A 23,929-nucleotide genomic window follows, 5' to 3' on the forward strand; every position below is an offset into this window, starting at 1 on the left:
AGCCGTGCCCCAGCAACGCCGCTACCCGGCCCGCTCGGCTAGAGTCCGAGTGCCGGCACGTCCAACCCGAACATGTCGTTGAGAGCATATTTGGCGGCGCGGAATCCGGGCATGCCGGTGACACCGGGTCCGGGCGGCGTCGAGGAGGAGCACAGGTAGACGCCGCGTGCGGGAGTGCGCCATGGAACGGGCGAGACCACAGGCCGCTGGATCAGGCCCCGGGGATCCAGAAGTCCGGCGCTGAAGTCGCCGCCGATGTAGTTTTCGTTGTAGGCGGCCAGTTCGGCCGCGGTCGTGACCTTGTGCCGCAGTACGAGGTCACGGAACCCTGGCGCAAAGCGCTCCAGCTGGTTCATGACGGCCTCGCCCATGTCCACCGTGGACCCGGACGGCACATGGCAGTAGGTCCAGAGGATGTGTCTGCCCTTCGGCGCCCGGCCGGGATCGACCACGGACGGCTGCGAAACCAGGACGTAGGGCCGCTCCGGGTGCCGGCCCCGGGACACGGCGTGCTCCGCCTCCGCCATTTCCCCGCGCGTGCCGCCCACGTGCACCGTTCCGGCCTCTGCCAGTCCTGCAGCGGTCCACGGCACGGGACCGGACAGGATGAAATCCACTTTGCACGCGCCGTTGCCGAACCGGAAGGACTCCAGCGCGCGGCGGTAGGAGGCGGGCAGGCGGCTGCCGGCGATGCGTGCAAGGGCAGGAGGCGCAACGTCCAGCAGCACTGCCTTCGCCGGTTCCAGCTCCGCCAGCGACGTGACGCGGAACCCTGTCTGCAGTACGCCGCCGTGCGCTTCGATGTCCTTGGCCATCGCGTCGGCGATCGCGGACGATCCTCCCACTGGAATCGGCCAGCCCCCGCTGTGCGCCAACGCGTTGAGCAACAGGCCGGCTCCCGCCCCGGAGAGTGACGGCAGGCGCCCCACGACGTGGGCTGCCACTCCGCTGATCAGCGCGGGCGCCCTGTCCTCCCGGAAGCGCAGGTTCCACAGGGGCGAGCCCTGCTCAAAGGTCCGCAGTCCCAGGATGGCTGCGGCCAGCGGGTCGCCGGGAACCCGCAGCAGCTGGTCGGACGTGGTTTGCACAACACCGTCGATGCGCCGCACCAGTGGGGCGAGGAGCCGGCGGTAGGCGCGGCCGTCCCGGCCCAGCTCGTCGGTGGTCCGGTCGAGCGACCGGTAGGCCAGGGCCGACCGGCCACCATCCAACGGGGAGCCGAACTGTACCGGCGGAAGCTGCAGGTCCACCCGCTGCTCCAGCTCGAATGCCCGGAAGAAGGGCGAGGCCAGCGCCATGGGGTGCACGGCCGAGCAGATGTCGTGCCAGTGCCCTTCCTCGATGACCTGGGACGTCCGGGATCCACCGCCGAGCTGGTCCGCGGCCTCGTACACGTGCACCTTGAGCCCCGCCCGCGCCATGACGACGGCGGCGGCGAGTCCGTTGGGTCCGGAACCAACGACGGCGACGTCAGGCATTCCGGGCGACCGTTCGCCACGGGAGCAGGGAAGCAGAGGGGCGGAACAGGTCGATCCGCAGCCTGTCCGGCACGTTGTTGAAGGGACCGCCATGAGGATCGTCCATGGCATGGCGCCGGATGGGATCGTAGCGGGGGTCCCAGATGTGCCACGCGACCCGCAACATTAAATATGCAGTTGCAAGCATATGGGCGGCGACGGCCAGGACGTAGTACGGCATGTCGATGTTGTGCTGTGAGACGCCGCCGCTGGTCACTTGGCCAAGATACATCCAGATGGCCGCCCAGTGCAGCCCCTCGATGCCCTGCCAGATCAGGAAATCGCGCCACTTCGGCCGGGCGAGTGCCAGCAGCGGCACGAGCCACAGGACAAACTGGGGAGAGTAGACCTTGTTGGTGAGGATGAAGGCCGCCACGATCAGGAAGGTCAGCTGCGCAATCCGCGGCCGCCGGGGAGCGGTCAGAGCCAGCACCGCAATGAGGACACACGCCAGCAGGAACACGTTCAGGGCGAGCGTGTTGATGGCCTCCGGGGTGAGAAGCGTCCAGCGTACGCGCCCGGCCACCAGGTTGTAGGCGAACCAGGGCGAGCTGTAGCCGGCGGGGCGGTCCTGCGTGAACTCGAAGAAGTACTTCCAGCCGGCCGGGTCCCGCGCGGCAATGGGCAGGTTGACGGCGAGCCACGCTGCGGCAGCGGAGGCCGCCAGGACCAGGAAGGCACGGATCTTGCCTGTACGCAGGGCCAGCAGGAAGATGGCGCCGAAGACCAGGAGGGGGTAGAGCTTGGTGGCAGTCCCCAGCCCGATCAGGACCCCGGCCAGGATCAGCCGCTTCCGGGACAGGAAATACATGCCGAGGGCCAGCATGGCCACGGCCCACATGTCCCAGTTGATCACTCCGGCGAGAACGATGCCGGGCGCCAGGGCCACCATGGCCGCATCCCAGGGCCGGCGCCGGGTCATGCGTGCAGTGGCCAGCACGGTGATGATCCAGACGGCTGCGATCAGGGTCGCGTTGACGTCAAAGTAGCCGAGGATCCGGGCGTCCGTGACTCCGTCGCCGGGCACCAGGCGGGCCGTGATGCCGGCAATCAGACCCATCAGGACCGGATACTCGAAGAGGGCACCCGGCGTGAAGAACGGAAAGGCCCCGTCGCCCAGGCCACGGTTGCGGAACAGCTCAGGGAAATCCGAGTAGCAGGTCGCATAGAACTGCGACGGCGTCTCCCAGCCGTTCACCCGGCAGTAGTCCTTGATGGTGATGGCAGCGAGGGCGGCGAGCACGGTCAGGATGATCAGCACGCGTTCCACTGTGAAGAAGCCGGGCGCGACCACCCCCGGCGCGGACCGCTGGCCCAGGGGCCCGCCGATGAGCTCGGTGAAGTTCCGCAGGAGCCGGTCGCTGCGGCTCGGCACCACCAGGCGCGCGAGCTTTCGATCGGGCGGCGGCTGTGTCTCCTGCATGGTTTCGAGCTTACCGGTGGGTCCCTGATTAAAAGGCCCTGCATAAAAGGCTCAGCGCAGGCTGCTCATCTGCTGATGCATGAGCGCGTAGACGTCCTCCCGTTTCCGGTCCAGCAGCGAGCCATCGAACTGTGGCTGCTGGGCCGGTGCGGAATCGCGGCCGGAAGGGCCGGCCTCACCGCTGGAATCGCGGTTTGAAAGGATCTCCTGGAGTTTGCGGAGCATGGTTCTTCACCTCCTTTCAGGAAATGACAAAAGAATCCGGGCACGGCAATTAGTGTCATTCGCGCACGCAAAGAAACGGCCGTAAAAAGGCAAAGAAATACCCTGGAAGGGAAGGAAATGGAATCCGCAAAAGCGGCAATTGGCCCCGGCAACGGCAGCACGGCACCCCCAACAGGAAGCAGGGTTCCGAATTATGGGGGAGCTGCGCAACCGCGTGGTTCCGCTACATCAGGCCGCCGGGGTCAGGGTTCTGCGAAAGGGGCAGAACCTGCCGATGCCCCGCCTGCTCGCCCGCGTTATGCGCGGGAGAAGGGCTGGAGAATCAGAATTAGGCTCGGGCGAGTCCGTGAAGAGGGCGCAGGTCAGCAGCGAAGGCCGGAAACGCGATGATGGTCATCTTCCATCCGCTAGTCAAAGTAATCATTTTCCCAACCTCCTTTTCTGCTCTGCCGCTGCACGGGATAACGGGCCGGTACAACGCGCGCCATGACCCTGGCAGATCGCTGTGGGGTCAGGAATAAAAGTACACCAGAAAAAGCACAGCTGACTACTCGATTCCAGAATTTTCTGGAAAATAAATCCGAAAAGGTGCTTTTACAGACCCCAACGGACAATGGCGGGCGTCCTTTTGTCCCAGCCCAGGGTGCACACTTTGGCTGTTCCCAGGATGAAGTGCCGGCCCTCTTCAGGTTCGAGTTCGAGCCAGCGTGCTGTAAGGATGCGGGAAAAATGGCCATGGGCCACGATCAGGACGTTGTCCAGCCCGGACTCCAGCACCCGGGCCACGATCTTGTCCGCCCGGGCGGCGACATCGTGAAGCTTCTCGCCGTTGGGAACACCGTGCGTCCAGATGAGGTAGTCCGGGTTGTCCTTGCGGATCAGGTCGGAGCTGATGCCCTCATAGTCGCCGTAGTCCCATTCCACCGCCAGCGGCTCGTGGACGGCATCGGGGAAACCGGCGAGTTCCGCGGTCCGCCGGGCACGGCGCAGCGGAGAGGTCAGGACCAGGTCGAAATCCACGGTGTCCAGGATCCTGCGCGCCTCGACTGCCTGCTGCTCGCCCTCCACCGTCAGGGGAAGGTCCGTCAGTCCGGTGTACTGGCCGCTCTTGGACCATTCGGTTTCGCCGTGCCGCAGGATCCAGAGCTGGGGGCGGGCGAGGTTGGCGGCGTTCACTTGGACTCCTCGGTTGGGGAAGATTCGACGTCGGCGGGAGAAGCAGGAGACTCGGGAGAAACGGAAGCGTTGGCTGCATCGGCTTCAGGCTGCCCAGCCCACCAGGCCCGCAGCCGGGACTCGGCGTCGGCAGGATCGAGTGGCCCGTTTTCCATCCGTTCCTCCAGCAGGAACTTGTAGGCCCTGCCCACCACGGGTCCGGGTTTGAGGTCCAGCAGGGCCATGATCTCGGCGCCGTTGAGGTCCGGGCGGACCGCGTCCAGGGATTCCTGTTCGCGGAGGGCCGCAATCCGGGATTCGAGGTCGTCGTAGGCGAAGGACAGCCGGTCGGCCTTGCGCTGGTTGCGCGTGGTGACGTCGGAGCGGGTCAGGCGGTGCAAGCGTTCCAGCAGGGGACCTGCGTCGGTGACGTAGCGGCGCACAGCGGAATCCGTCCAGCCGGCGTCGCCGTAGCCGTAAAAGCGCATGTGCAGTTCCACGAGGCGGGCCACGGCCTTTATGGTGTCGTTGTCGAAGCGCAGGGTCTTCATCCTCTTCGTCGTCAGTTTGGCCCCCACCATGTCGTGGTGGCGGAAGCTGACCGCACCCCCCGGTTCGAACCGGCGCGTAGCCGGCTTCCCGACGTCGTGCATCAGTGCCGCAAACCGCAGGACAAAGTCCGGGCCGGGGACGGCGCCGTCGGAATCTGTCTCCAGGGCGGCCGCCTGCTCGAGGACCTGGAGGGAGTGCTGGTAGACGTCCTTGTGTCGGTGGTGCTCGTCAGATTCCAGCCTGAGCGCGGACACCTCGGGCAGCACGAACTCCGCCAGGCCGGTGTCCACCAGCAGATCGATGCCCACACGGGGGTGCCGCCCGCAGACGAGTTTGACCAGCTCATCACGGACGCGTTCAGCCGAGATGATGCTGATTCGCTCGGCCATCCGGGTCATGGCAACCCGGACGTCGTCCCGCACAGCCACGCCCAGCTGGGAGGCAAATCTCGCTGCCCGCATCATCCGCAGCGGATCGTCGGAAAAAGACGCCTCGGGAGCGCCCGGCGTGGCCAGCACGGAGGCGTGCAGGTCGCGGACTCCGCCGAAGGGATCCACCAGTTCCATCGAGGGCAGCCGCAGGGCCATGGCGTTGATGGTGAAGTCGCGGCGCAGCAGGTCATCGGTGAGGGAGGAACCGAAGGCCACGACGGGCTTCCGGGACTCGGGGTCGTACGCTTCGGCACGGTAGGTGGTGATTTCAATCTGGAAGCCGGCCTTGCGCATGCCGATCGTTCCGAAGGCGCGGCCTATCTCCCAGAAGTTGTCCGCCCACTTCTTGATCAGCGCCACGGTCTGGTCCGGCGTCGCGTCCGTCGTGAAATCGAGGTCGGGGGAGGTGCGGCCCAGGAAGAGGTCCCGGACCGGGCCGCCGACGAGCGACAGCTCATGACCGGCATCCACGAACCGCTGACCGAGCTCCAGGACCACCGGGTCCACCTGGAAGTCAACGGTGTGAAGATCAGTCTTTTGATGTGCGTGCGCCATAGTTACTTAAGCTTGTCAGAAAACCAAGCCCCACCGCACCAAATCACGTCATTGTGCGACGGCGCCGGCGAAGCCCGTTACATGCAGTCCACCTGCAAGCCATGTCCCGGTCATCACGGCGGGGCAAGAGTCGTTAGAGTGGACTCCATGGCCCATCCAGTACCGAGCGCTCCCGGCAGGAGGACGAACCCACCGTTGCCGTCGGCAATCGGTGCCCACGTCGCGCCTGCACCGCACTCGGCCCCGGCCTCGCTCCCCACCGTTGAGGAGGTCTCGGCCGGCGGCGTCGTGGTGGACACGTCCGACGACGAACTGAGGGTTGCGATTATTGCCCGCCTTAACAGGGGCGGACGGCTGGAGTGGTGCCTGCCGAAGGGTCATCCTGAAGGCCGGGAGAACAACGAGGAAGCCGCGGTCCGTGAGATTGCCGAGGAAACCGGTATCGACGGTGACATCCTTGCCCCGCTGGGCAGCATCGATTACTGGTTTACCGTCAGCGGGCACCGCGTCCACAAAACAGTGCACCACTACCTGCTGCGCGCCACCGGCGGTGAACTCACCATCGAAAACGATCCTGACAAGGAAGCGGTTGATGTTGCCTGGGTTCCCATCCACGAGCTTGCCCGCAAGCTTTCGTTCCCCAACGAACGCCGCATCGCCGACCTGGCACGCGAAGTCCTTCCCGAGCACCTCTGACCGTCCGGCAATGTCCGCCGGATACCCCTTTGTGTGCCGCAATATCAGCACCCGGGTGAGACGATGAAGACGATGTCAGCAGCCAGTCCGTCCTCCGACCAGCCCCCGCAGCCGGACGAAACACCGCCAGGTGTGACGCCCGCCAGCGAGGCAGCCTCCAGTGCCGCGCAGCCCGGCGAGGCGCGTTCCAGCGCCATCATGGCAGCAGGAACCCTCGTTTCGCGTTTCCTGGGGTTCGGCAAGACCTGGATGCTCGGCGCCGCCCTCGGCCTGGGCTCCACCGTCACTGACACTTTCATCAACGCCAACAACCTGCCCAACCTCATCTTCTTGCTGGTGGCCGGCGGCGTGTTCAATGCCGTGCTGGTGCCCCAGATCATCAAAGCGAGCAAGGCCCCCGACAGGGGAGCGGACTACATCAGCCGGCTGCTCACGCTGGCCGTCCTGGTGCTGATGTCCCTGACCCTGCTCGTCACGCTGTTTGCTCCCGCCGTCATTGAACTCACCACGCAGGGCTACTCGCCGCAGCAAAAGTCGCTGGCCGTTGCCTTCGCCTTCTGGTGCCTGCCGCAGATTTTCTTCTACGGCCTGTATGCCCTGCTCACCCAGGTCCTCAATGCCAATGGCGCGTTCGGACCTGCCATGTGGGCGCCCATTTTGAACAACATCGTGGCCATCGCGGGCCTCGGCATGTTCATCTGGATCTTCGGCGCCAACGAAGCAAATCCGCATTCACTGGACAACTGGGGCGCGTCGCAGACGTTTTTTGTCGCTGGTTTCTCCACGATCGGCGTGGTTGCCCAGACCGCCATTCTGCTGATTCCCGTCTTCCGGCTGAAGCTGGGGCTGCGTCCGCGGTTCGGCTGGCGCGGCGTGGGACTCGGCCACGCTGCAAGACTGAGCGTGTGGACGCTCCTGACGGCCGCCGTCGGGCAGTTGGCGTTCCTTTATGTCATGCGCATCGCCACCATTCCCGGTACCGAGCGGCTTCGCCTCGAGAAAGCGGGCGACGACGGCGCCGCCGCCTTGCTGCCCGGCAACGCCGTGCTCGAGGTGGCCAGCCAGCTGTACCTGCTGCCGCACTCGATCATCGCGCTCTCCCTGGCCACCGTGCTGTTCAACCGGATGACGCGGGCCTCCCAGGATGGGAACCGCGCACAACTCCGCGAAGCCCTGTCCCACGGCCTGCGGACCATGGCCGTGGCTACTGTTTTTGGAGCTTTGGCGCTTTTCGCCCTGGCGGGTCCGCTGGGCATGTTTTTCTCCGGCGGGCGCCCCACGGACGGCATCCTGCTGGCGCAGACCCTCACCATTCTGGCGCTCAGCACCCCGTTCATGAGCGCCAACTTCATGATGTCCCGGGTCTTTTACGCCAACGAGGACGCACGCACGCCGTTCTACATCCAGCTGGTGCTGGCCGTGGTTAATGTTGTGGCCGCGTTCTTCATCCAGTTCCTCCCGTTCGACCAGATCATTTTCGCCATCGCCGTCCTGTACACCGGAGGGAACATCCTCTCGGTGGTCGTCTCCGCCATCTTCCTCCGCCGGCTGCTGGGACACCTGGACGGTCCGCGGATCATCAACTCGTACATCCGCATGGGCTATGCGGCACTCGGCTCAGCCGTTGCCGGTGCGGGGGCGCTGTGGCTCATGGGCAGCTACAGCCCGGTCGGCTTCGCCTGGAGCAGCCGGCCCGCTGCCTTGGTGACCATCGTCGTCGTCGGCCCCGTGATGCTCGCCGCGTATCTGGTTCTGCTGAAGCTGTTCCGGGTCACGGAGCTGCGCGACCTGCTGCGGCCGTTGCTGGGGCGGCTGGGCCGCGGTTCCGGCGCAGCGGCAGCTGCTCCGTCTGTCCCTGCCTCCGCCGGGGCTTCGGTTGCCGGAGCATCCGCCGGCACTGCATCGCGGCGGCGTCCGACGCCGGAACGCGCCACGGTCTCGTCGGACACCGGCCTGATTCCCAGGATTTCCGGCGAGTTCGATTCTGCCTCCTTCCGTGCCGGGCCTGCGCCCCAGCCGGAACCGGAAGATTACGACGGCGCCACCTACCTCCCCGAGGAGGACGTCCCCGGGACGGCCCGAGGGAACGGCTTGCGCGGGGAGATTCCGCTTCCGGGCCGCCGGACCTACCAGGGGACCCCCGGCCAGAACCCGCATTTCCCGTCGCGGCGGCGGAGGAAAAAGTAGCCCGGACGGGGGCCGGCCAGCCCCGTCTTCCGCGGCCGTTGCACAGCATCGGCTAGGATCGAGGGGAACAAGGGTAGTTGCAGGCCAAGGGGTCCGCCGGCGCGCCGGAGGCCTTCGGTGGCGTTGCATCGCCAGGGCCAGAAGCAATTCCCGGACAGGCTAGGAGGAACACGTGTCCCACCCGATCGATGTCGGATCAGTACTTGGCGGCCGCTACAAGGTCACGGCCACAGTGCTGAGTTCGCATGACCAGGATCTGGTGCTGGACGGAGTGGACCAGGTGCTTAACCGCCCGGTAAGCATCCTGGTGGCCGGCCCGTACAACGCCGACCAGGTAGCCCAGAGCGCCCGCGAAGTGGCGACGGGGGAGCGCCCCGGGAACGTGCAGATCCTGGACCTTGGAGTCAGCGATGCCACGACGTATCTGATCACCAACCACACCTCGGCCGCTGACCTGCTGGACCTTGTGGTTGCGTCCAATCCGCCCTATGTCGAGCCGTTCTTCACGGACACCCTGGGCAGCGAGATCTTCGGCCAGGCCCGCTCCCACGAACCCGAAGCCTACGACGAAGACGACGAGGTCGAAGCCGGGTACATCAACTACAACGAAAATCAGCCGGGCGGGCAGTACCCCGCCACCGCGCCTGCGCCAGCCGCCAGCCGGTCCGGCCACTCCAGCCATTCCAGCCACGGGGCAGCAGCTCCGCAGGGGCACGGACAGCAAGCGCCTGCCCAGGCACCCACAGCGCCGGTGCGGAAGGCTCCCGTCGTGCCGCCGCTCCCAGCAGCCCGTCCCGCCGCGCGTGCCGGTGCCGCAGGTGCGGCCGCGGCGGGTGCCGCCGCAGCCGGTGCCGCCGCGACCGGTTCGCGGAGCGACCGGCAGGGCATCCCGGAGACTACTGCGCCGCAGCCGATCCAGCCGGATAAGGGCTATGAGCAGGACGCCACGCAGCACGACAACGTTGAGCAGGCACTTCTGCAGCGCGACAACAACCGCTCCGGGAACGCCGCACGAGGTGCCGCCGGCGCAGGTGCAGCGGCCGCCGGTGCCGCCGCTGCTTCTGGTGACGGGCACAACTCATCCAAGGTGTCGCTGTGGTCCGAAAACGACTATGACTACGTCCCCGAAGACGAGTACGACGACGACGGCAGCAACGCGCACGAACAGGACCGCCGTGCAGGGAACTTCCCTGACGTCGCCCGAACCGGTACCGCTCCCGCTGCCGATTATTACGACGATGAAGACGACGAGCCACAGAAGGAGCCGCGTTCCATGCGGTGGCTCGTCGGAGGCCTTCTTGCGGCCGTCCTGATTGTCGGACTCATCTTCGCCGTAACCAACCTCGGCAGCCTCTTCAAGAGCGCACCGCAAACGGAAGCGACCCCCGGAGCCACCGCACCGCCGTCGGCTGCCACGCAGCCGAGTACCGGAACGCCGGCCAAGAGCACTGCTCCGGCGGCAGGGCCGCCGGCCATCGAGGGGATCACCCGCCAGGGCAACTTTGATTTCGCTGCGACGTACGACGACGACCTCGGCAAGGCCTTCGACGGAAACGCGGCGAGCTACTGGTCGGACATGGAGTTTGCCACCGAGGACTGGGGCGGCCTTGCTCCCGAGGGTGTCCCGCTGGTGGTCAAGCTCAAGAGCTCTTCCAAGGTCTCCTCGATCACCCTGAACCAGTTGGGTGCCTCGGGCGGAAGCATCACGGTTTACACCAACGACCGCCCGGCGCTGGACGGTGCAAAGCAGGTGGGAACCAACAGCTTCACCTCGCCTGACCTCACTATGCCGCTTGCCGAACCGGTGACCGCTCAGTACGTCATTATCTCGATCAAGAACCTGCCCAAGCTTGCAGCTCCGAAGACCCGCTTTGGCTACGGCCTGCGGCTGGCGGAGATCAAGGTCCAGTAAGGGAACGCTGCCGTTCGGAAGTCACGTTCCTCCCCGGCGTAACCGGCATGCCCTCAGGTTGCCGGAGGCGGTACCCTTGTGGAAAGTCCCGTGGCGGTGTTCCCGTGCAGGCACGGGTGTTTTCGCCTGCCTCCAAATACGTTTGGAATATTCCACACTGCCAATCAGTTGTGCCATGTGGCCGGCCGGAAGGCTGGCGCATCGACAAAGGAAGAGGTTCACCGTTCAGTGAGCACCGCAGAAAACAGCGCGTCAGAAGTGCGTGATGTCATCATCGTCGGCTCCGGCCCCGCAGGCTACACGGCCGCCGTGTACACGGCCCGCGCCAACCTGAAGCCGCTGCTGCTGGCTGGCTCCGTTACTGCGGGCGGTGAGCTCATGAACACCACGGATGTCGAGAACTACCCGGGCTTCCCCGAGGGCATCATGGGTCCGGACCTGATGGAGAACTTCGAAAAGCAGGCCGCCCGCTTCGGCACCGAGATCCAGTTCGAAGACGTCACCGCCCTGGATCTCGACGGCGACATCAAGACTGTCACGATCGCGACGGGGGAGACCTTCCGCGCCCGCGCCATCATTCTTTCCACCGGTTCGGCGTACCGCGAGCTCGGCCTGGCCAACGAAAAGCGGCTCTCCGGCCACGGTGTCAGCTGGTGTGCAACCTGCGACGGTTTCTTCTTCAAGGACCAGGACATCGCAGTGATCGGCGGCGGCGACTCTGCCATGGAGGAAGCACTCTTCCTCACCAAATTCGCCAAGTCCGTCACTGTGGTGCACCGCCGCGACACGCTGAAGGCATCCAAGATCATGGGCGACCGCGCGCAGGCCCACGAGAAGATCAACTTCGTGTGGAATACCGCCGTTGAAGACGTCCTCGGTGAAGACAAGGTCACTGGCTTGAAGCTGAAGAACCTGGTCGACGGCACCGAGTCAGAACTGGCCGTGACCGGCGTCTTCGTGGCTATCGGCAACGATCCGCGCACCGAGCTCATCAAGGACAGCCTGGAGATCACGGAAGCCGGGACCATCGCCGTCGAAGGCCGCAGCTCCCGCACGAGCATCAAGGGCGTCTTCGCCGCCGGCGATGTCGTGGACCCGACCTACCGCCAGGCGATCACTGCTTCCGGCTCGGGCTGTGTCGCAGCGATCGACGTCGAGCACTACCTCGCAGACCTTCACGCCTGACCGGCGCTGAAAATCATTCGAAGAGAGAGACAAGGGTTATGAGCAACGCAAAAGATGTAACTGACGCAAGCTTCAGCACTGACGTACTCGCCGCTGACAAGCCGGTAATCGTTGACTTCTGGGCCGAATGGTGCGGTCCTTGCCGGAAGCTGGGTCCTATCCTGGATGAGATCTCGGTGGAGTACGGCGAGAAGGTCAACGTCGTGAAGGTGAATGTTGATGACAACCCGGCGATCGCCGCGGAGTACGGCATCACCTCCATTCCCGCCGTCTACCTGTTCCAGGGCGGCGAAGTGAAGAGCACGGTCATCGGTGCAAAGCCGAAGCAGTTCTTCGAGAAGGAATTCGCGGACGTTCTGTCCTAGCCGTAACAGGCCTGGATGGGAAACCTGACAGGCACCGCCGGCGTTAGGCGTGCAAAGGTGGCCATCACTCTCAGGGGAGTGGTGGCCACCTTTTTGCGTCCCTGTTGGGTATCACTCAACTGGGTCTCGCTCATTTTGAGACACCTTCAACTGAGTGCCGGCGGCATCACCAGCCTCTGGACTGAGCGGGGCTTCGAGAGAGTCGTAAAGTAACCTGGTTCAATCTCATTCTGTCGATACATTGGCCAAGAATCATTGTGACTGTTACAGGTCTCGATACAAGCGATCTTGACCCATACGCCCCATCGAACCGCTGCATTTTGCGTCGCGGCGGCGGCGGATCAGGTGCGATCGACGCCGCGCGATGCCAGCCGGAGCCAGAAACGCATGTAGCCGTACGCTGGCAATGTTTCACGTGAAACTGGGTCACTCGCGGTGGCCTATCTAACTGGGTAGACTCAGCCGACTGTTGGGACGCGGGGAGCATGCCAGGTTGACTCCGGGGACGCAGACCGTCTCGCGCACTCTTGGCCGTAGTTCTTGCCCGCACCGCCTGAGGGTTCCCTCGTCCCTGCAGCACGCGGACACCGCCCTCCGCTGCCTCGCTGCCGAGAAATGACAAGTCTCCGTCTATACGCGCCAAATCCCCGGGATCGATTCTTTTCGTACAACGCCGCTCCTTACCGGGGCCCGGCACCAGGCCCGTGCTCCCACGTGTACGGTCGGGCATTGGGGGTGATTGTCGCAGTAGCCAAGCTTCCTCGTGGAATCCTTGTTAGCGGGCACCGTTCCATACGGAGGAGGGACCATTAATCAACATAAACCATCCGCCCCGCCATTATGTGCGCTCCATATTTGCTGAATCAAAGTCACGTCTCCATCTGGCCCGCGGTACGCCTCCTGGCGGAGATCTGGAAGTCTCAGCGCAAACCGGTGACTGCGCTGCTACCCATGGACGCAGCATGGCGGGCTCAAACGTAGCCTCCCGGGACACCACCCATCCCGGCTCCATGTCCGACCGGATGCCTATTCCGGCATGCGTGTTTCACGTGAAACATGATCGCCGCGGGGCATTAGTCGGCCGCCTACCGCCAGTTATCGGCTCCAGCACGGGCGGCAATAGAGAGCCCCACTCGATCTCCCCTAAGGGACCAGCGCCTGCCGCGATCTGAGATCGACCCGACCCTGCACGGACGGCTCAGCACGCCAGTGCCCTGCCCGCGTCAGGTTGGAACATCCTGAAGCACCAATCACGCCCTTCCCCAGCGTTTCCCGGCCCGGCCTAGTCGGGCCTGGCCTGGCTGACAGGGCACCCCCAACACCGGGCCGGCGCAATACTCTTCCGTGGGCCGTACTTTTGACCTGGTGACCCAAAAATGGGCAGCGTCCCTTCACCCGGATCTCAGAGATAATCGGATTCGTGCAATCTTGAACCACAACAGGTTAGGCTTCCGTTCCAGGCTAACAACGTAGCCAAGTTGCTAACAGGGCAGGGCGAGCCGCGAGTTACACCCAGCCGCCGTGCGAACACAAAGACGCCTAACGTTGGCTACGGTCGATGATGCCTTCAGACCGGCCTGGCCGCGAATCCGTGGTTTCGCCTCTTTTAGCGACGAACACGCCTCACCTCGTCGAACCGTCGGTACATAATGCGACATTGGCACACAGCGCGGAATCGGTTCGGTCCGGATCGAGCTCGGGCACTGAAGGCCTCGTGTACTAAGGCAGAGCACGTCAGTGCACCGAAGCAGTCGCCGGCCGAAGCAAGGTAGGCATCCGGAATACACGCGTGGACCAGTGGAGACACCGCTCCTTGGACTGCGGCTCTTTCAGGAACCGGCCCAAGAGCTTCGACTTGCCGATCGGCCCTCATTGCATCTTGTTGCGCACGCTGCAGCCCTCGACGACACGGACAAGGCGGGAGGCCTATTCTGAATGCCGCCAACTGCTGTAGCCGTTAGGCTTCGCTAGTCATCCTGGCGCGCCGCCAAAGCCTTGCTGCACCGTCATTCGTGTGAAGCACCGGCTGCGTCTAGCCGGATCCGTGCTCTTCATTTTGAGCGCAGGAGTACATTCCGGACCGCTCGGACGTGATCGATCGGCGTCCGTGTTTCACGTGAAACAGCGCTGCAGGCCGGCGATGTGCGGATCCAACACGGGCACGCAGGCAGCCAAGTGGCGCCCTACCCTGGAATCAAAAGGGCGGTGGTGCGCGGGTTCTTTAGGCCTCCGTTCTTAGAGCGACGCCTGGTTTGAGCTTCTGATAAGCCGCACGTGCTAACGGTCCGTTCGCGTTCCAGGGCGCTCCGGCCTGCCGGCTACTACGTACCGGACTCTGCCACCGAACGCCTCACTGAGTACGGAGGCCACCGCCCGGCGAAGCCGCATTCGGATCAGCGGTCGGTGACATACTCGATCCGATGCGCCTTGGGGGAGGGACGGCTGGGCTCAGGCTCAACGTTTCACGTGAAACGTGAGGACAGGACTGTGAGGCCCACGACCTGACGCTGCACAGGAAGAGACACGATGACCCGAGGCATCAGCCCGTCGGATGAGCTCACACAGGAGCTGGACGTACAACGCAGGTGCACTGAACGGTGTGCGCCAAGTAGTGCTGAAGCAGGGCCGTCGTCGCAAGCGTCTTTAGCCCAGAGAGTCGTCCAGGGCATCGCAGGTCCCCATCCATCCACGCCATCCACGCCATCCACGCCATCCACGCGTCGAGCATATCGCGGCACGTCCCCCAGCATGATTCTCCACCGAATTCTGCCGGGCGGGTTCCGGCTCCCGCGTCACCTCGTACGATACCTTCGTGTGGACGGGCTCTTCATGGCCACAGGCCTTGGCCTGCTGAGAGGCTGCGGATGCCAACCGCGCCATAGCCGCCGACGCAATGCAAATCGAAGCAAAGCAAGCTTTGCATTTGGCGGCGATTCAGTACGCAGGCCCGATCCCGAATCGAAGCACCTGGGCGGCCCCACAACAGTCAGCCGCACGTGGAGCCTCTTACGCCGGAACCTCGAGAGAAGTCGACAAGTCAGGGGTGGGGCAGCAGCATCCCGGCCTCCCACTTCGTTCGTACCCTGTCCTCTCACCACCGGTGCACCGTCCGCCCGGGGCAACAGAAGCGACTGGCGGACCATGGGACCTGGGCTACAGCGTCCCAGTACGTGGTGGACCGGGTAGCCGGTCGATCGAGACCCGCTACGCATAGGGCAATCTCGCGCCGATTTTCAAGACGCAGCCGAGCCCAGGGAGCACTGTACCCGTGGAACGTACGAGCGGCGGGTACTGCCGGAGTGTCAGGGCAACACGCGATGGTGCGGTTCTACATGCAGTGCCGAATGACCGCAGCGTTGAATTCCGCCCCGTCACCATTGAGGATGGCGCAGGTTGGTCGGCTCAGCGGCTGGGGATCATCGCAACTGCGCTCCGGACATCACCAGCCAATCCAGCAAGGTCCAGCGTGGTTCAAGAAGGCACATCCCTCTTTGCTCCTGGGAGCTGGATAAGTCCAGCTCCCAGCACTGGCCAGCCGGCGTCGGCTCTGGGTTGGCAATTCAAAGTCGCGCGCCACCTCGCTCAAGACCGCATCAGTGGGGCACCCATCGGCATCTGGGTTCTGCCTTTGCCCCCCGAACTCGGTCAGGAACTCCGGACGAGGCTCACGGCACGACCGACGCTGAGGCCAGTTCGGTTACGTCACGTGCCGATATGGTGAGACTCACCATGACATTATTCACACCTTTATCCACAGCCAAATTCACAGGGTTATCCACAACCTCCTCACCCAGCCTGTGGATCCACCGGGCCATACGTGACTACAATCACGGATGCCGCAAGTCGTGGACGCCCGAGCCACCAAATTGCGTTCACGAACTTTGCCGGCCACCCGGGGGGATGGCTCAGGCCAGTTTTGGCGCCGCACGCGGGACAAACTACGGATTCAGGTAGATGATCACCCTTCGGAAGCCGCCTTGGGGCGCGGCGGAACGCGGCCCCAGCGTAGGCGATGCGTTTCACGTGAAACGTCCACGTCAGATGCCGACTAGGACCAACATAGCCCGGGCCTAGCCGCATTGGCCGACATCGCACTAGAGCCCCGCGACCTGTGTCATATCCCCAGCTTTATCCACAAGGTTATCCACAGCGTTATCCACCGGCTTGTCACCAGCGAAATTAGCCGACACGCCTGGTCGTCGGGAGGTCGTCCCGCAACATAAACACAGGCCGAACCGGTCTCGCTCCAGGCCAATGACTTCAGTGACTGACGAGTCGATGCTGTACCACACGGATGCCGACAACGGTGGGACGCGAGGTCAATTCTGGGTTGGTGAGGTTAGGAACTGGTGCTGCACCAGATCGGGTAGAGGCGAGCCAGATACGCCGGATTCTGCCAGGACGACCAGAATGTCGGTACTGGCCCGGGCTTCTTTACCAGCCTGGACCAAAGCCTTGGTGCACTGGCGGGAAGCCCTTATCTGCGAGATCGGACCCAGAGCTGACACGATTCCGCGACAGGGCCACCCAATGTGGCCGGGCATAGTTGGGGGATTGCAGAGTTCTCGTCATGCCCCAGTCGGCCGTCGCTCCCGGGAATTTCGGGTGGACCTGAGCAACATTCCCTTCGGAGGGAGCGCTGCGCTTCCACGCTGCCACGGATATAGGGTTGGCCTCCACTTGGCTCAGCTGGGGATGATTCACGATTCTGCGCCGGCTGCCAGCTACCAAAGCAGAGAAACGAGGCCCGAGTGTTTCACGTGAAACGTGGAACGGGCCGGGCGACGGGAGAGCGGCGCCCAGCCGCTGCAGTTGGGACGAGGCCACGTCGGCGGTAGGCGCCGCGAATCATGATGGAAGCCGGCCCGAGGATGGCCACCCTCGGATGGACGGACGCCGCGTTGCAAGGCTCGACGTAGATCGTTCATGGAAGGGGACAAGAAACCAGACGCCAGGGGATCAGCGAAGCATGGCACGACCTGTCCTTGAAGGAGCTGTGTGCGTTGCGGTGCCCGCCCACTGGGCTGACACAATACCCTGTCAGGCCGCGGGGAGAGGCCCGCATGCCCGGATGACCGCGAACACGGGGGATACGAATGCTGGCAGGACCTTGTATAGCACCTGCGGAACCCGTCCTTAGCGCCCTCAGCCATCGAGCCTGTAGCTACGAAGCGGTTCTACGTCCGGGTGATACTCCCGCCTATTGCGGTTCCTTCGGTCCCCGTCGTTCGTTTGCCAGCCGGACGCAACTGATGACCGAGTCCGCGTCCCTCTGCAGCTACGTGTCTGCGTCTCCACCCCGGGGACGCTAGGGGGAGGAGAGCAGCTTAAGCATCCCCACGAAGCCGTTAGCACCTTGTCCACTCGATACGCACGTTGGCTACGCGCACTTGCGATGAATGGCGTAGCGGCATACCGTCATCCAGTTCAGACTGCGGAACAGCACACCAAGGCAGGCGCCCGCCGAACTCAGGCCGCTCTGGCGTTGGATCCACATTTGTCGGTCGCTCGCTGGCACACCCCGGAGCATGTGGCTGCGCTTGTTTCACGTGAAACAAGCGGCGCCCAATGGCGGAGGCACGCCCACCTGTGTGGACCGTGACCACAGCCACGACTCGCACCAGACCCCGCCCCTTCCCTGACCCCGTGTTTCACGTGAAACGAAACGGGATTATGCGATGCCACCTGGCCCGCCGGAGCATTACAAAAGCCGGCCAACGACACATCGGACCCATGCAAAATCAAGCGATCCGAATCCACCAGACCCGGTCCTGGACTCACGAGATGACGACCGCGGTGTTTGTGTAGCTGCGCCGTCGCGCGCTGTTGGCAGGCATCCTCGATGCGACGCCATTCTCTGATGCGAATCGCAGCTCCCTTCGTTGCAACCCGACGACGTGTCCTGACTGAACGTACCGAGCGAACATAGAACCGGCAGGTATCCAGCGCACTCCCGGTAGCGTCGGAGGCCCAAACCGCAAGAGCTCATCCTGGACCTGCTGCACCGGCCACACTGGCACCAGCGAGAGAGCGGCCCTTGAGGCTCTGGGAACGGTTGTTGAGGATCTTGAAGGCAGGCTATAACAGGCAGCTAGCCCGGAGTTTCACGTGAAACATGCACCAAGTCCCAAAGCCACTCCTGCGTCTAACCAGGCAAACACACAGCACCAGCCTGCACTGCACCCAGTGTCATCATGAGTTGCAGGTGTGCGGGCCATGACGACGACAAAGGCACGCATGATTCCATCTCGGATTCGCCGCAACGCATGAGGCCCAAGCCCACGACGCAGGTGCGGGAAGCGGAAGACCCTCCAGCCTTGACGCGTAGAGGGCACAGAGGACGTGGAACGGGCCCCGGGTAGGAGCTGCTAGGGGACTGCCTGCATGGTGCCGGCCAACATCCGCAATTGGTCGAGACGCCGTGAGGAGTCGACCTAAACCCGCACAAAACCCCGGACGTCGGTCTGAATACTCAAACCTGGCGCGGCGAAGCGGCCATCGCACCATCATCCGACCGGCACGACCGGGTTTTCCACAGACCCTCTAATGCAGCGCATCGATCACATTGGGGAGGGCATCGGGCGGTAACCACAACCCGCAAAGCGAGATGCAGCTGAGCGCACTGGCCTTGGGTATCAAAACGTGCCATTGCCGCACCTCTGGAGCCAGTCATTCTCGTCTCCACGTGAAACGACCATCGGCATCGAAGAAAGCCGTTGAGCAGCACTGTTCGTCTGGAGGCCGGCCTCATAAACAGCCCAGGAGGGAATCAACCCCCCAGTGCCGTCCTTCCCAAACACCAGGTCCAGTAGCGCGAAAGCCGTTTTGCGATCCATCCCGGCTGCGCAGTCGTTCCTGGGGCTAGCTAGACAGTCAAAGGCATCGACTATCCTCGCCAGGGTCCGCGCGAAGGAATAGAAAAGGGCCCGTTCATTCGAACGGACCCCAATCTTCGACTAGTACCTTAGTTGTCGGCTCCCGGTGCAAGAACATCCATGATCCGGTTGAGGTCTTCAACACTTGCGAACTCGATGCTCACGCGGCCCTTGCGCGCTCCGAGCGAGATTTTCACGTTTGTGTCCAGCCTGTCCGAGAGCGAGGAGGCCAGGTAGTCCAACCGCTCGTGGCGTGCACCAGGGCGGGGGATGTTGTTCTTGGCCGGCGTTGCGGGTTCGCGGTGTAGCGTTACCGCTTCCTCGGTGGCACGGACCGACATGCCCTCAGCCACGATCTTCTGGGCCAGGCGTTCCATGGAGGCTGCGTCGGGAAGCGAGAGGAGGGCCCGGGCGTGGCCGGCCGAGAGCACATTGGCTGCCACACGACGCTGGACCAGCGGGGGAAGCTTCAACAAACGCAGAGTGTTGGAGACCTGCGGGCGGGAGCGTCCGATGCGGTCAGCCAGCTGCTCGTGCGTTGTGCCAAAGTCCTCAAGCAGCTGCTGGTACGCGGCAGCCTCTTCGAGCGGATTTAGCTGGCTGCGGTGGAGGTTCTCCAGAAGCGCGTCCCGGAGCAGGTCATCATCCGTCGTGTCACGGACAATCGCCGGGATCGTGGAGAGTCCGGCGGCCTGGACTGCACGCCACCGACGTTCACCCATCACCAGCTCGTACGGTTCTCCACCCTTTTCGGTTGAAGTACGCACCACAATTGGCTGGAGGACGCCTATTTCCCGAACGGAGTGAACAAGCTCCGCCATGTCGTCCTCATCGAAGACGGTTCGCGGCTGCTTGCGGTTGGGATGGATGTCAGTAACCGGGATTTCAGCGAAACGCACGCCGGGCACCTCGACGAGATCGACGCCGTTGTCGGGGACAGCAGCGGAGTCAGCCTCGTGCCGGCCGTCGGCAGCCTGGGCTGAAGCGGCGTCGTCCTGAGGCCCGTCCACGGCGGACGTGTCCGGGCGAACGGGCTCGGACTTCTTAGCGTCCTTGGCGGCTTTGGCCGCAACAGCATTCTTGACGGCATCCGCGGCGGCACCCGAAGCGCCACCGGTCCGGGAAGCGGCGGTCTTCGCAGAAGAGGCCTTCACCGAATCCGAAGCATCCTTCGCATCCGCTTCGGTCGGCTCCGGGGCTTCGGAAGACTCCGCAGCCTTCCGGCCGGACCGGCGAGCCGGGGCTTCGTCGGGGACAGACTTGTCCGGCTCTGCCGCAGGGACGAGTTCAGCCGTCTTGCGCGCCTCCGGGAAGAAGAGATCCACAGGGCGCGACGGAGCTGCTCCGTTACCCGAAGCGCCTGCGGAAGCGGAACTTGGAATGAGTGCGCCAAGACCGCGACCGAGCCCGCGTCGCTTATCGCTCATGGATGATTCCCTCCATCGGAAGAGCCCGGCTATGCCGGGCTCCGGCTGTTGCTGTGTTTGGAAAATTCTAACGCTCAGCGATTTCCGCTGCGGCTTCCAGGTAGGACAACGCGCCGCTGGAGGATGGATCGTAGGTCATGACAGTCTGCTGGTAACTCGGCGCTTCGGAGATCCGGACGGAGCGCGGGACAACGGCGTCGAGGACCTGGTCCGGGAAGTGCTGCCGGACTTCCGCTGCGACCTGGGCGGCCAGGTTGGTCCGCCCGTCGTACATGGTCAGCAGAATCGTGGAGACCTCCAGATCCGCGTTCAGGTGCTTCTGGATCATCTCGATGTTCTTCAGCAGCTGGCTCAGGCCCTCGAGTGCGTAGTATTCGCACTGGATGGGGATGAGCACTTCGCCGGCCGCGCAGAAGGCGTTGACCGTCAGCAGCCCCAGGCTGGGCGGGCAGTCAATGAAGATGTAGTCCAGCCGCTGCTCGCCCTTCTTCTGCCGGGCTTTGGCATAGACGTCGATGGCGCGGCGGAGGCGCTGTTCCCGTGCCACCAGCGAGACCAGTTCGATCTCGGCGCCGGCCAAGTGGATGGTGGCCGGCGCGCAAATGAGGTTGCTGATGTCCGGGCACTGTGCCACTACGTCTTCAAGCGCCACATCATTGATCAGCACGTCATAGATGCTGTCGACGTCGGCATGGTGCTCAATGCCCAGAGCCGTGGACGCGTTGCCCTGCGGGTCGATGTCGATGACCAGCACGTTCAGGCCGGCCGCTGCCAGCGCCGCAGCGATGTTCACAGTTGTTGTGGTTTTACCCACGCCACCCTTTTGGTTTGAAACTGTGAAGATTCGCGTCTTCTCCGGTTTCGGCAGGTTACGGCCGAGGAGCCGCTCCCGACGCCGGTTCTCGTGCGCGAGTTCCCGGGCGATGGGGCTTGAGTCATCCAGTGTGTCCAAGACGTTCCCGCGGGCCGCAGTTTCACGTGAAACCTTGGCAGCTCCCGTGCCAGCAACCGGATTGAATTGATTTGCCGTTGTAGCGACCGGTGATACGCCAAAGGCACGCGCCGACCCCAGGGACACGAACGGGGGAATCCGCTGCGTGGAGGTTTCGCTACTGGTCACTGGGACACACTCACTCTCGTTCGGCTTTCACTGCCGTTCTCTAGCCTAACCGCTACACCCTAAGGACCCGCGGCACCTTGCGGGGCTAGGCGCTCTTTTGGGTCTTCTTAACTACGATCCGCACCACCGTGGTGGGTTCCTCGAGCAGGTCCTGGCCCACGGTGACCACCGAGGTCTCCACGCCGCCAAGCTTGCGGATGGCCTTGGCTGCCTTTTCGATCTCCTCGCCGGCACTGCGGCCCTTGATGGCCACGACTTCACCTTCACCGCCGAGCAGCGGAATGGTGAGGCCTGCAAGGTTGCTCAGTGCGGACACTGCCCGGGCCGTTACGACGTCGGCCGTCACCATGCCAACGGCAAGTTCGGCGCGAGTGCGCATAACCGTGACGTTGCCCAACCCCAGATCGTCAACCACTTCCTGCAGCCAGATCACCCGGCGTTCCAGCGGTTCGATGAGGGTCAGCTCGAGGTCAGGACGGGCAATGGCCAGGCAGAGGCCCGGAAGGCCGGCGCCGCTTCCGACGTCGGCCACGTGGCTTCCCTGCGGAATTTCACTTTCGATCACCGCGCAGTTCAGGACATGGCGTCCCCAGAGCCTGGGGATTTCCCGCGGACCAATCAGTCCGCGCTCGGTCCCGGACGTCGCCAGGTGTTCGACATACCGTTCAGCCAGGCCCAGGCGGTCGCCGAAGATCTTCTCCGCCGCCAGGCGCTCGGCAGCCGTCATTTCAACCATCAGTACGTCAGCCAACGGTTCAGTCGGCGGAAACGACGATGTGCCGGCCTGCACCCTCGCCCTCGGACTCGCTGACGAATCCAAGGTCGGCGACGGCGTCGTGGACGATCTTCCGCTCGTAGGCACTCATGGGCTCCAGCGCCACGGCCTCGCCGTTTTCCTTGACGCTGGCGACGGCGTCCTCGGCGATTTTCTGCAGGTGGCCAGCGCGTTCCTTGCGGTAGCCGTTGATGTCGAGCACCAGGCGAGAGCGGTTTTCCGTCGCGGAAAGAACGGAGAGCCGGGTCAGTTCCTGCAGGGCTTCCAGCACCTCGCCGTCGCGTCCCACGAGGCTTTCGAGCCCGGCGGATTCTTCCTCGGCCACGATCGAGATGTAGGTGCGTCCGTTCCGGACCTCAATGTCGATGTCGCCGTCGATATCGGCAATGTCCAGCAGTTCCTCAAGGTAGTCGGCGGCCACGTCGCCCTCTTCTTCCAGGCGGCTTGCCGACGTGCCCTTGCCCGCGTTCACGGTGCCGGCAACGGAGTCCTGGTCTTCGCTGGCCTCAGCGGAAAGTGCGTGTTCAGAGCTCTCAACAGACATTACTTCTTCTTCCTGTTCTTACGTTGTGGCTGAATGCGCTGCGTCCGGGCCTGCGCAACCGCAGCGGCGGCAGCTGCTTCCGCTTCGGCGTCGACCTTCTTGCCGCCGAGGATGGGGAGGGCCGGAAGGCCCTTGGCGGCACGGCGCTCGGCGAGGGCCTTGGCGGCGGGGGATCCCGGCGTCGGCATGCGGCGAATGACAAAGAACTGCTGGCCCATGGTCCACAGGTTGGTGGTGGTCCAGTAGATCAGGACACCGATGGGGAAGTTAATGCCGCCCACACCGAAAACGATGGGCAGGATGTACAGCATCATCTTCTGCTGGCGCATGAACGGGCTGGCCATGGCCTCTTCGGACATGTTCTTGGCCATGATCTGCTTCTGGGTGATGAACTGGGACGCCGTCATCGCCAGGATCATCAGAATGGACAGGACCCACACGGCCACCTCGTTGCCGCCCGGGGGCGTGCCGTGGAGCAGGGTCGCAGACAGCGGGGCGCCGAAAATGCTGGACTTGTCGAACTGCTGGACCTGGTTCGCGCTCATGGCACCAATGCCCTGACCGCTGGAGCTGGCATTCGAAACGCCGGACAGCACCTGGAACAGTGCAAAGAAGAACGGCATCTGAATCAGCATCGGCAGGCAGGCCGAGAACGGGTTGGTCCCGTGCTTCTTGTACATGGCCATCTGCTCCTGCGCCATGGCCTGGCGGGAGAGCTGGTCGGTCTTGCCCTTGTACTTGTCCTGCAGCTTCTTCAGGTCCGGCTGCAGCAGCTGCATGCCGCGCTGGGCCTTGATCTGCTTGACGAACACGGGGATCAGGGCGGCCCGGATCACGAGCACGAGCCCGATGATGGACAGGGTCCAGGTCCAGCCGGAGGCCGCAGGCAGCCCGATGGCAGTCAGGCCCTCATGGAAGCCCACCATGATGATGGACACAAGCCACTTGAACGGAAACATGATTGTTTCAAAGAAGTCCATACGAT

The 23,929-nt window shown here is 63.9% G+C and carries 15 protein-coding genes; 5 read left to right on the forward strand and 10 right to left on the reverse strand.

Features of this window, described 5'->3' with window-relative positions:
* Window positions 1-38: 38 nt before the first annotated feature.
* The 5 genes from ABRP34_RS13665 to ABRP34_RS13685 form a co-directional block, all read right to left on the reverse strand.
* Window positions 39-1,478, reverse strand: coding sequence for an NAD(P)/FAD-dependent oxidoreductase (locus tag ABRP34_RS13665; RefSeq protein WP_353710591.1), 1,440 nt, complete (start codon window positions 1,476-1,478; stop codon window positions 39-41).
* Complete coding sequence (locus tag ABRP34_RS13670) at window positions 1,471-2,940, reverse strand: glycosyltransferase 87 family protein (RefSeq protein WP_353710592.1); 1,470 nt, start codon at window positions 2,938-2,940, stop codon at window positions 1,471-1,473. Before ABRP34_RS13670 ends, ABRP34_RS13665 begins: the two co-directional genes overlap by 8 nt.
* 51 nt (window positions 2,941-2,991) lie before the next feature.
* Complete coding sequence (locus ABRP34_RS13675) at window positions 2,992-3,165, reverse strand: hypothetical protein (RefSeq protein WP_353710593.1); 174 nt, start codon at window positions 3,163-3,165, stop codon at window positions 2,992-2,994.
* Between the two features lie 594 nt (window positions 3,166-3,759).
* On the reverse strand, window positions 3,760-4,341 hold the full coding sequence (locus ABRP34_RS13680; RefSeq protein ID WP_003800182.1) for a histidine phosphatase family protein: 582 nt from the start codon (window positions 4,339-4,341) through the stop codon (window positions 3,760-3,762).
* A complete protein-coding gene (locus tag ABRP34_RS13685; protein ID WP_003800184.1) occupies window positions 4,338-5,858 on the reverse strand; it encodes a CCA tRNA nucleotidyltransferase in 1,521 nt (506 codons plus the stop codon). The genes ABRP34_RS13680 and ABRP34_RS13685 overlap by 4 nt, the downstream gene beginning before the upstream one ends.
* A 195-nt stretch (window positions 5,859-6,053) precedes the next feature.
* Here ABRP34_RS13685 and ABRP34_RS13690 point away from each other — a divergent pair, with 195 nt between their 5' ends.
* The 5 genes from ABRP34_RS13690 (at window position 6,054) to trxA (ending at window position 12,203) form a co-directional block, all read left to right on the forward strand.
* Entirely contained in the window at window positions 6,054-6,554 is a 501-nt protein-coding gene (locus ABRP34_RS13690; protein WP_003800186.1) for an NUDIX hydrolase, read from the forward strand.
* Window positions 6,555-6,626: 72 nt separating this feature from the next.
* Entirely contained in the window at window positions 6,627-8,741 is a 2,115-nt protein-coding gene (gene murJ, locus ABRP34_RS13695) for a murein biosynthesis integral membrane protein MurJ (RefSeq protein WP_353710594.1), read from the forward strand.
* Window positions 8,742-8,913: 172 nt separating this feature from the next.
* Window positions 8,914-10,653: an ABC transporter substrate-binding protein gene (locus ABRP34_RS13700; RefSeq protein ID WP_353710595.1), complete on the forward strand. Its 1,740-nt coding sequence runs from the start codon at window positions 8,914-8,916 to the stop codon at window positions 10,651-10,653.
* A gap of 228 nt (window positions 10,654-10,881) precedes the next feature.
* A complete protein-coding gene (trxB, locus tag ABRP34_RS13705; protein ID WP_003800192.1) occupies window positions 10,882-11,838 on the forward strand; it encodes a thioredoxin-disulfide reductase in 957 nt (318 codons plus the stop codon).
* A gap of 38 nt (window positions 11,839-11,876) precedes the next feature.
* On the forward strand, window positions 11,877-12,203 hold the full coding sequence (gene trxA / locus ABRP34_RS13710; RefSeq protein WP_003800194.1) for a thioredoxin: 327 nt from the start codon (window positions 11,877-11,879) through the stop codon (window positions 12,201-12,203).
* Between the two features lie 6,964 nt (window positions 12,204-19,167).
* On the opposite strand, the gene ABRP34_RS13715 is transcribed toward trxA, so the two are convergent.
* The 5 genes from ABRP34_RS13715 to yidC all read right to left on the reverse strand — a co-directional run bounded on the left by ABRP34_RS13715 (window position 19,168) and on the right by yidC (window position 23,924).
* Window positions 19,168-20,505, reverse strand: a complete 1,338-nt coding sequence (locus ABRP34_RS13715; RefSeq protein WP_353710596.1) for a ParB/RepB/Spo0J family partition protein — start codon at window positions 20,503-20,505, stop codon at window positions 19,168-19,170.
* A gap of 67 nt (window positions 20,506-20,572) precedes the next feature.
* Window positions 20,573-21,625, reverse strand: coding sequence for a ParA family protein (locus ABRP34_RS13720; protein ID WP_353710597.1), 1,053 nt, complete (start codon window positions 21,623-21,625; stop codon window positions 20,573-20,575).
* Window positions 21,626-21,710: 85 nt separating this feature from the next.
* Entirely contained in the window at window positions 21,711-22,361 is a 651-nt protein-coding gene (rsmG, locus tag ABRP34_RS13725; protein ID WP_043418200.1) for a 16S rRNA (guanine(527)-N(7))-methyltransferase RsmG, read from the reverse strand.
* Between the two features lie 19 nt (window positions 22,362-22,380).
* A complete protein-coding gene (locus ABRP34_RS13730) occupies window positions 22,381-22,944 on the reverse strand; it encodes a R3H domain-containing nucleic acid-binding protein (RefSeq protein ID WP_353710598.1) in 564 nt (187 codons plus the stop codon).
* Window positions 22,944-23,924 carry a membrane protein insertase YidC gene (gene yidC, locus ABRP34_RS13735; RefSeq protein WP_353710599.1) on the reverse strand — a complete coding sequence of 327 codons (981 nt, stop codon included), beginning with the start codon at window positions 23,922-23,924 and terminating at the stop codon, window positions 22,944-22,946. The genes ABRP34_RS13730 and yidC overlap by 1 nt, the downstream gene beginning before the upstream one ends.
* Between the last annotated feature and the right edge of the window lie 5 nt (window positions 23,925-23,929).

Source organism: Arthrobacter sp. K5, from assembly GCF_040448525.1.
Classification (GTDB): Bacteria; Actinomycetota; Actinomycetes; order Actinomycetales; family Micrococcaceae; genus Arthrobacter; species Arthrobacter globiformis.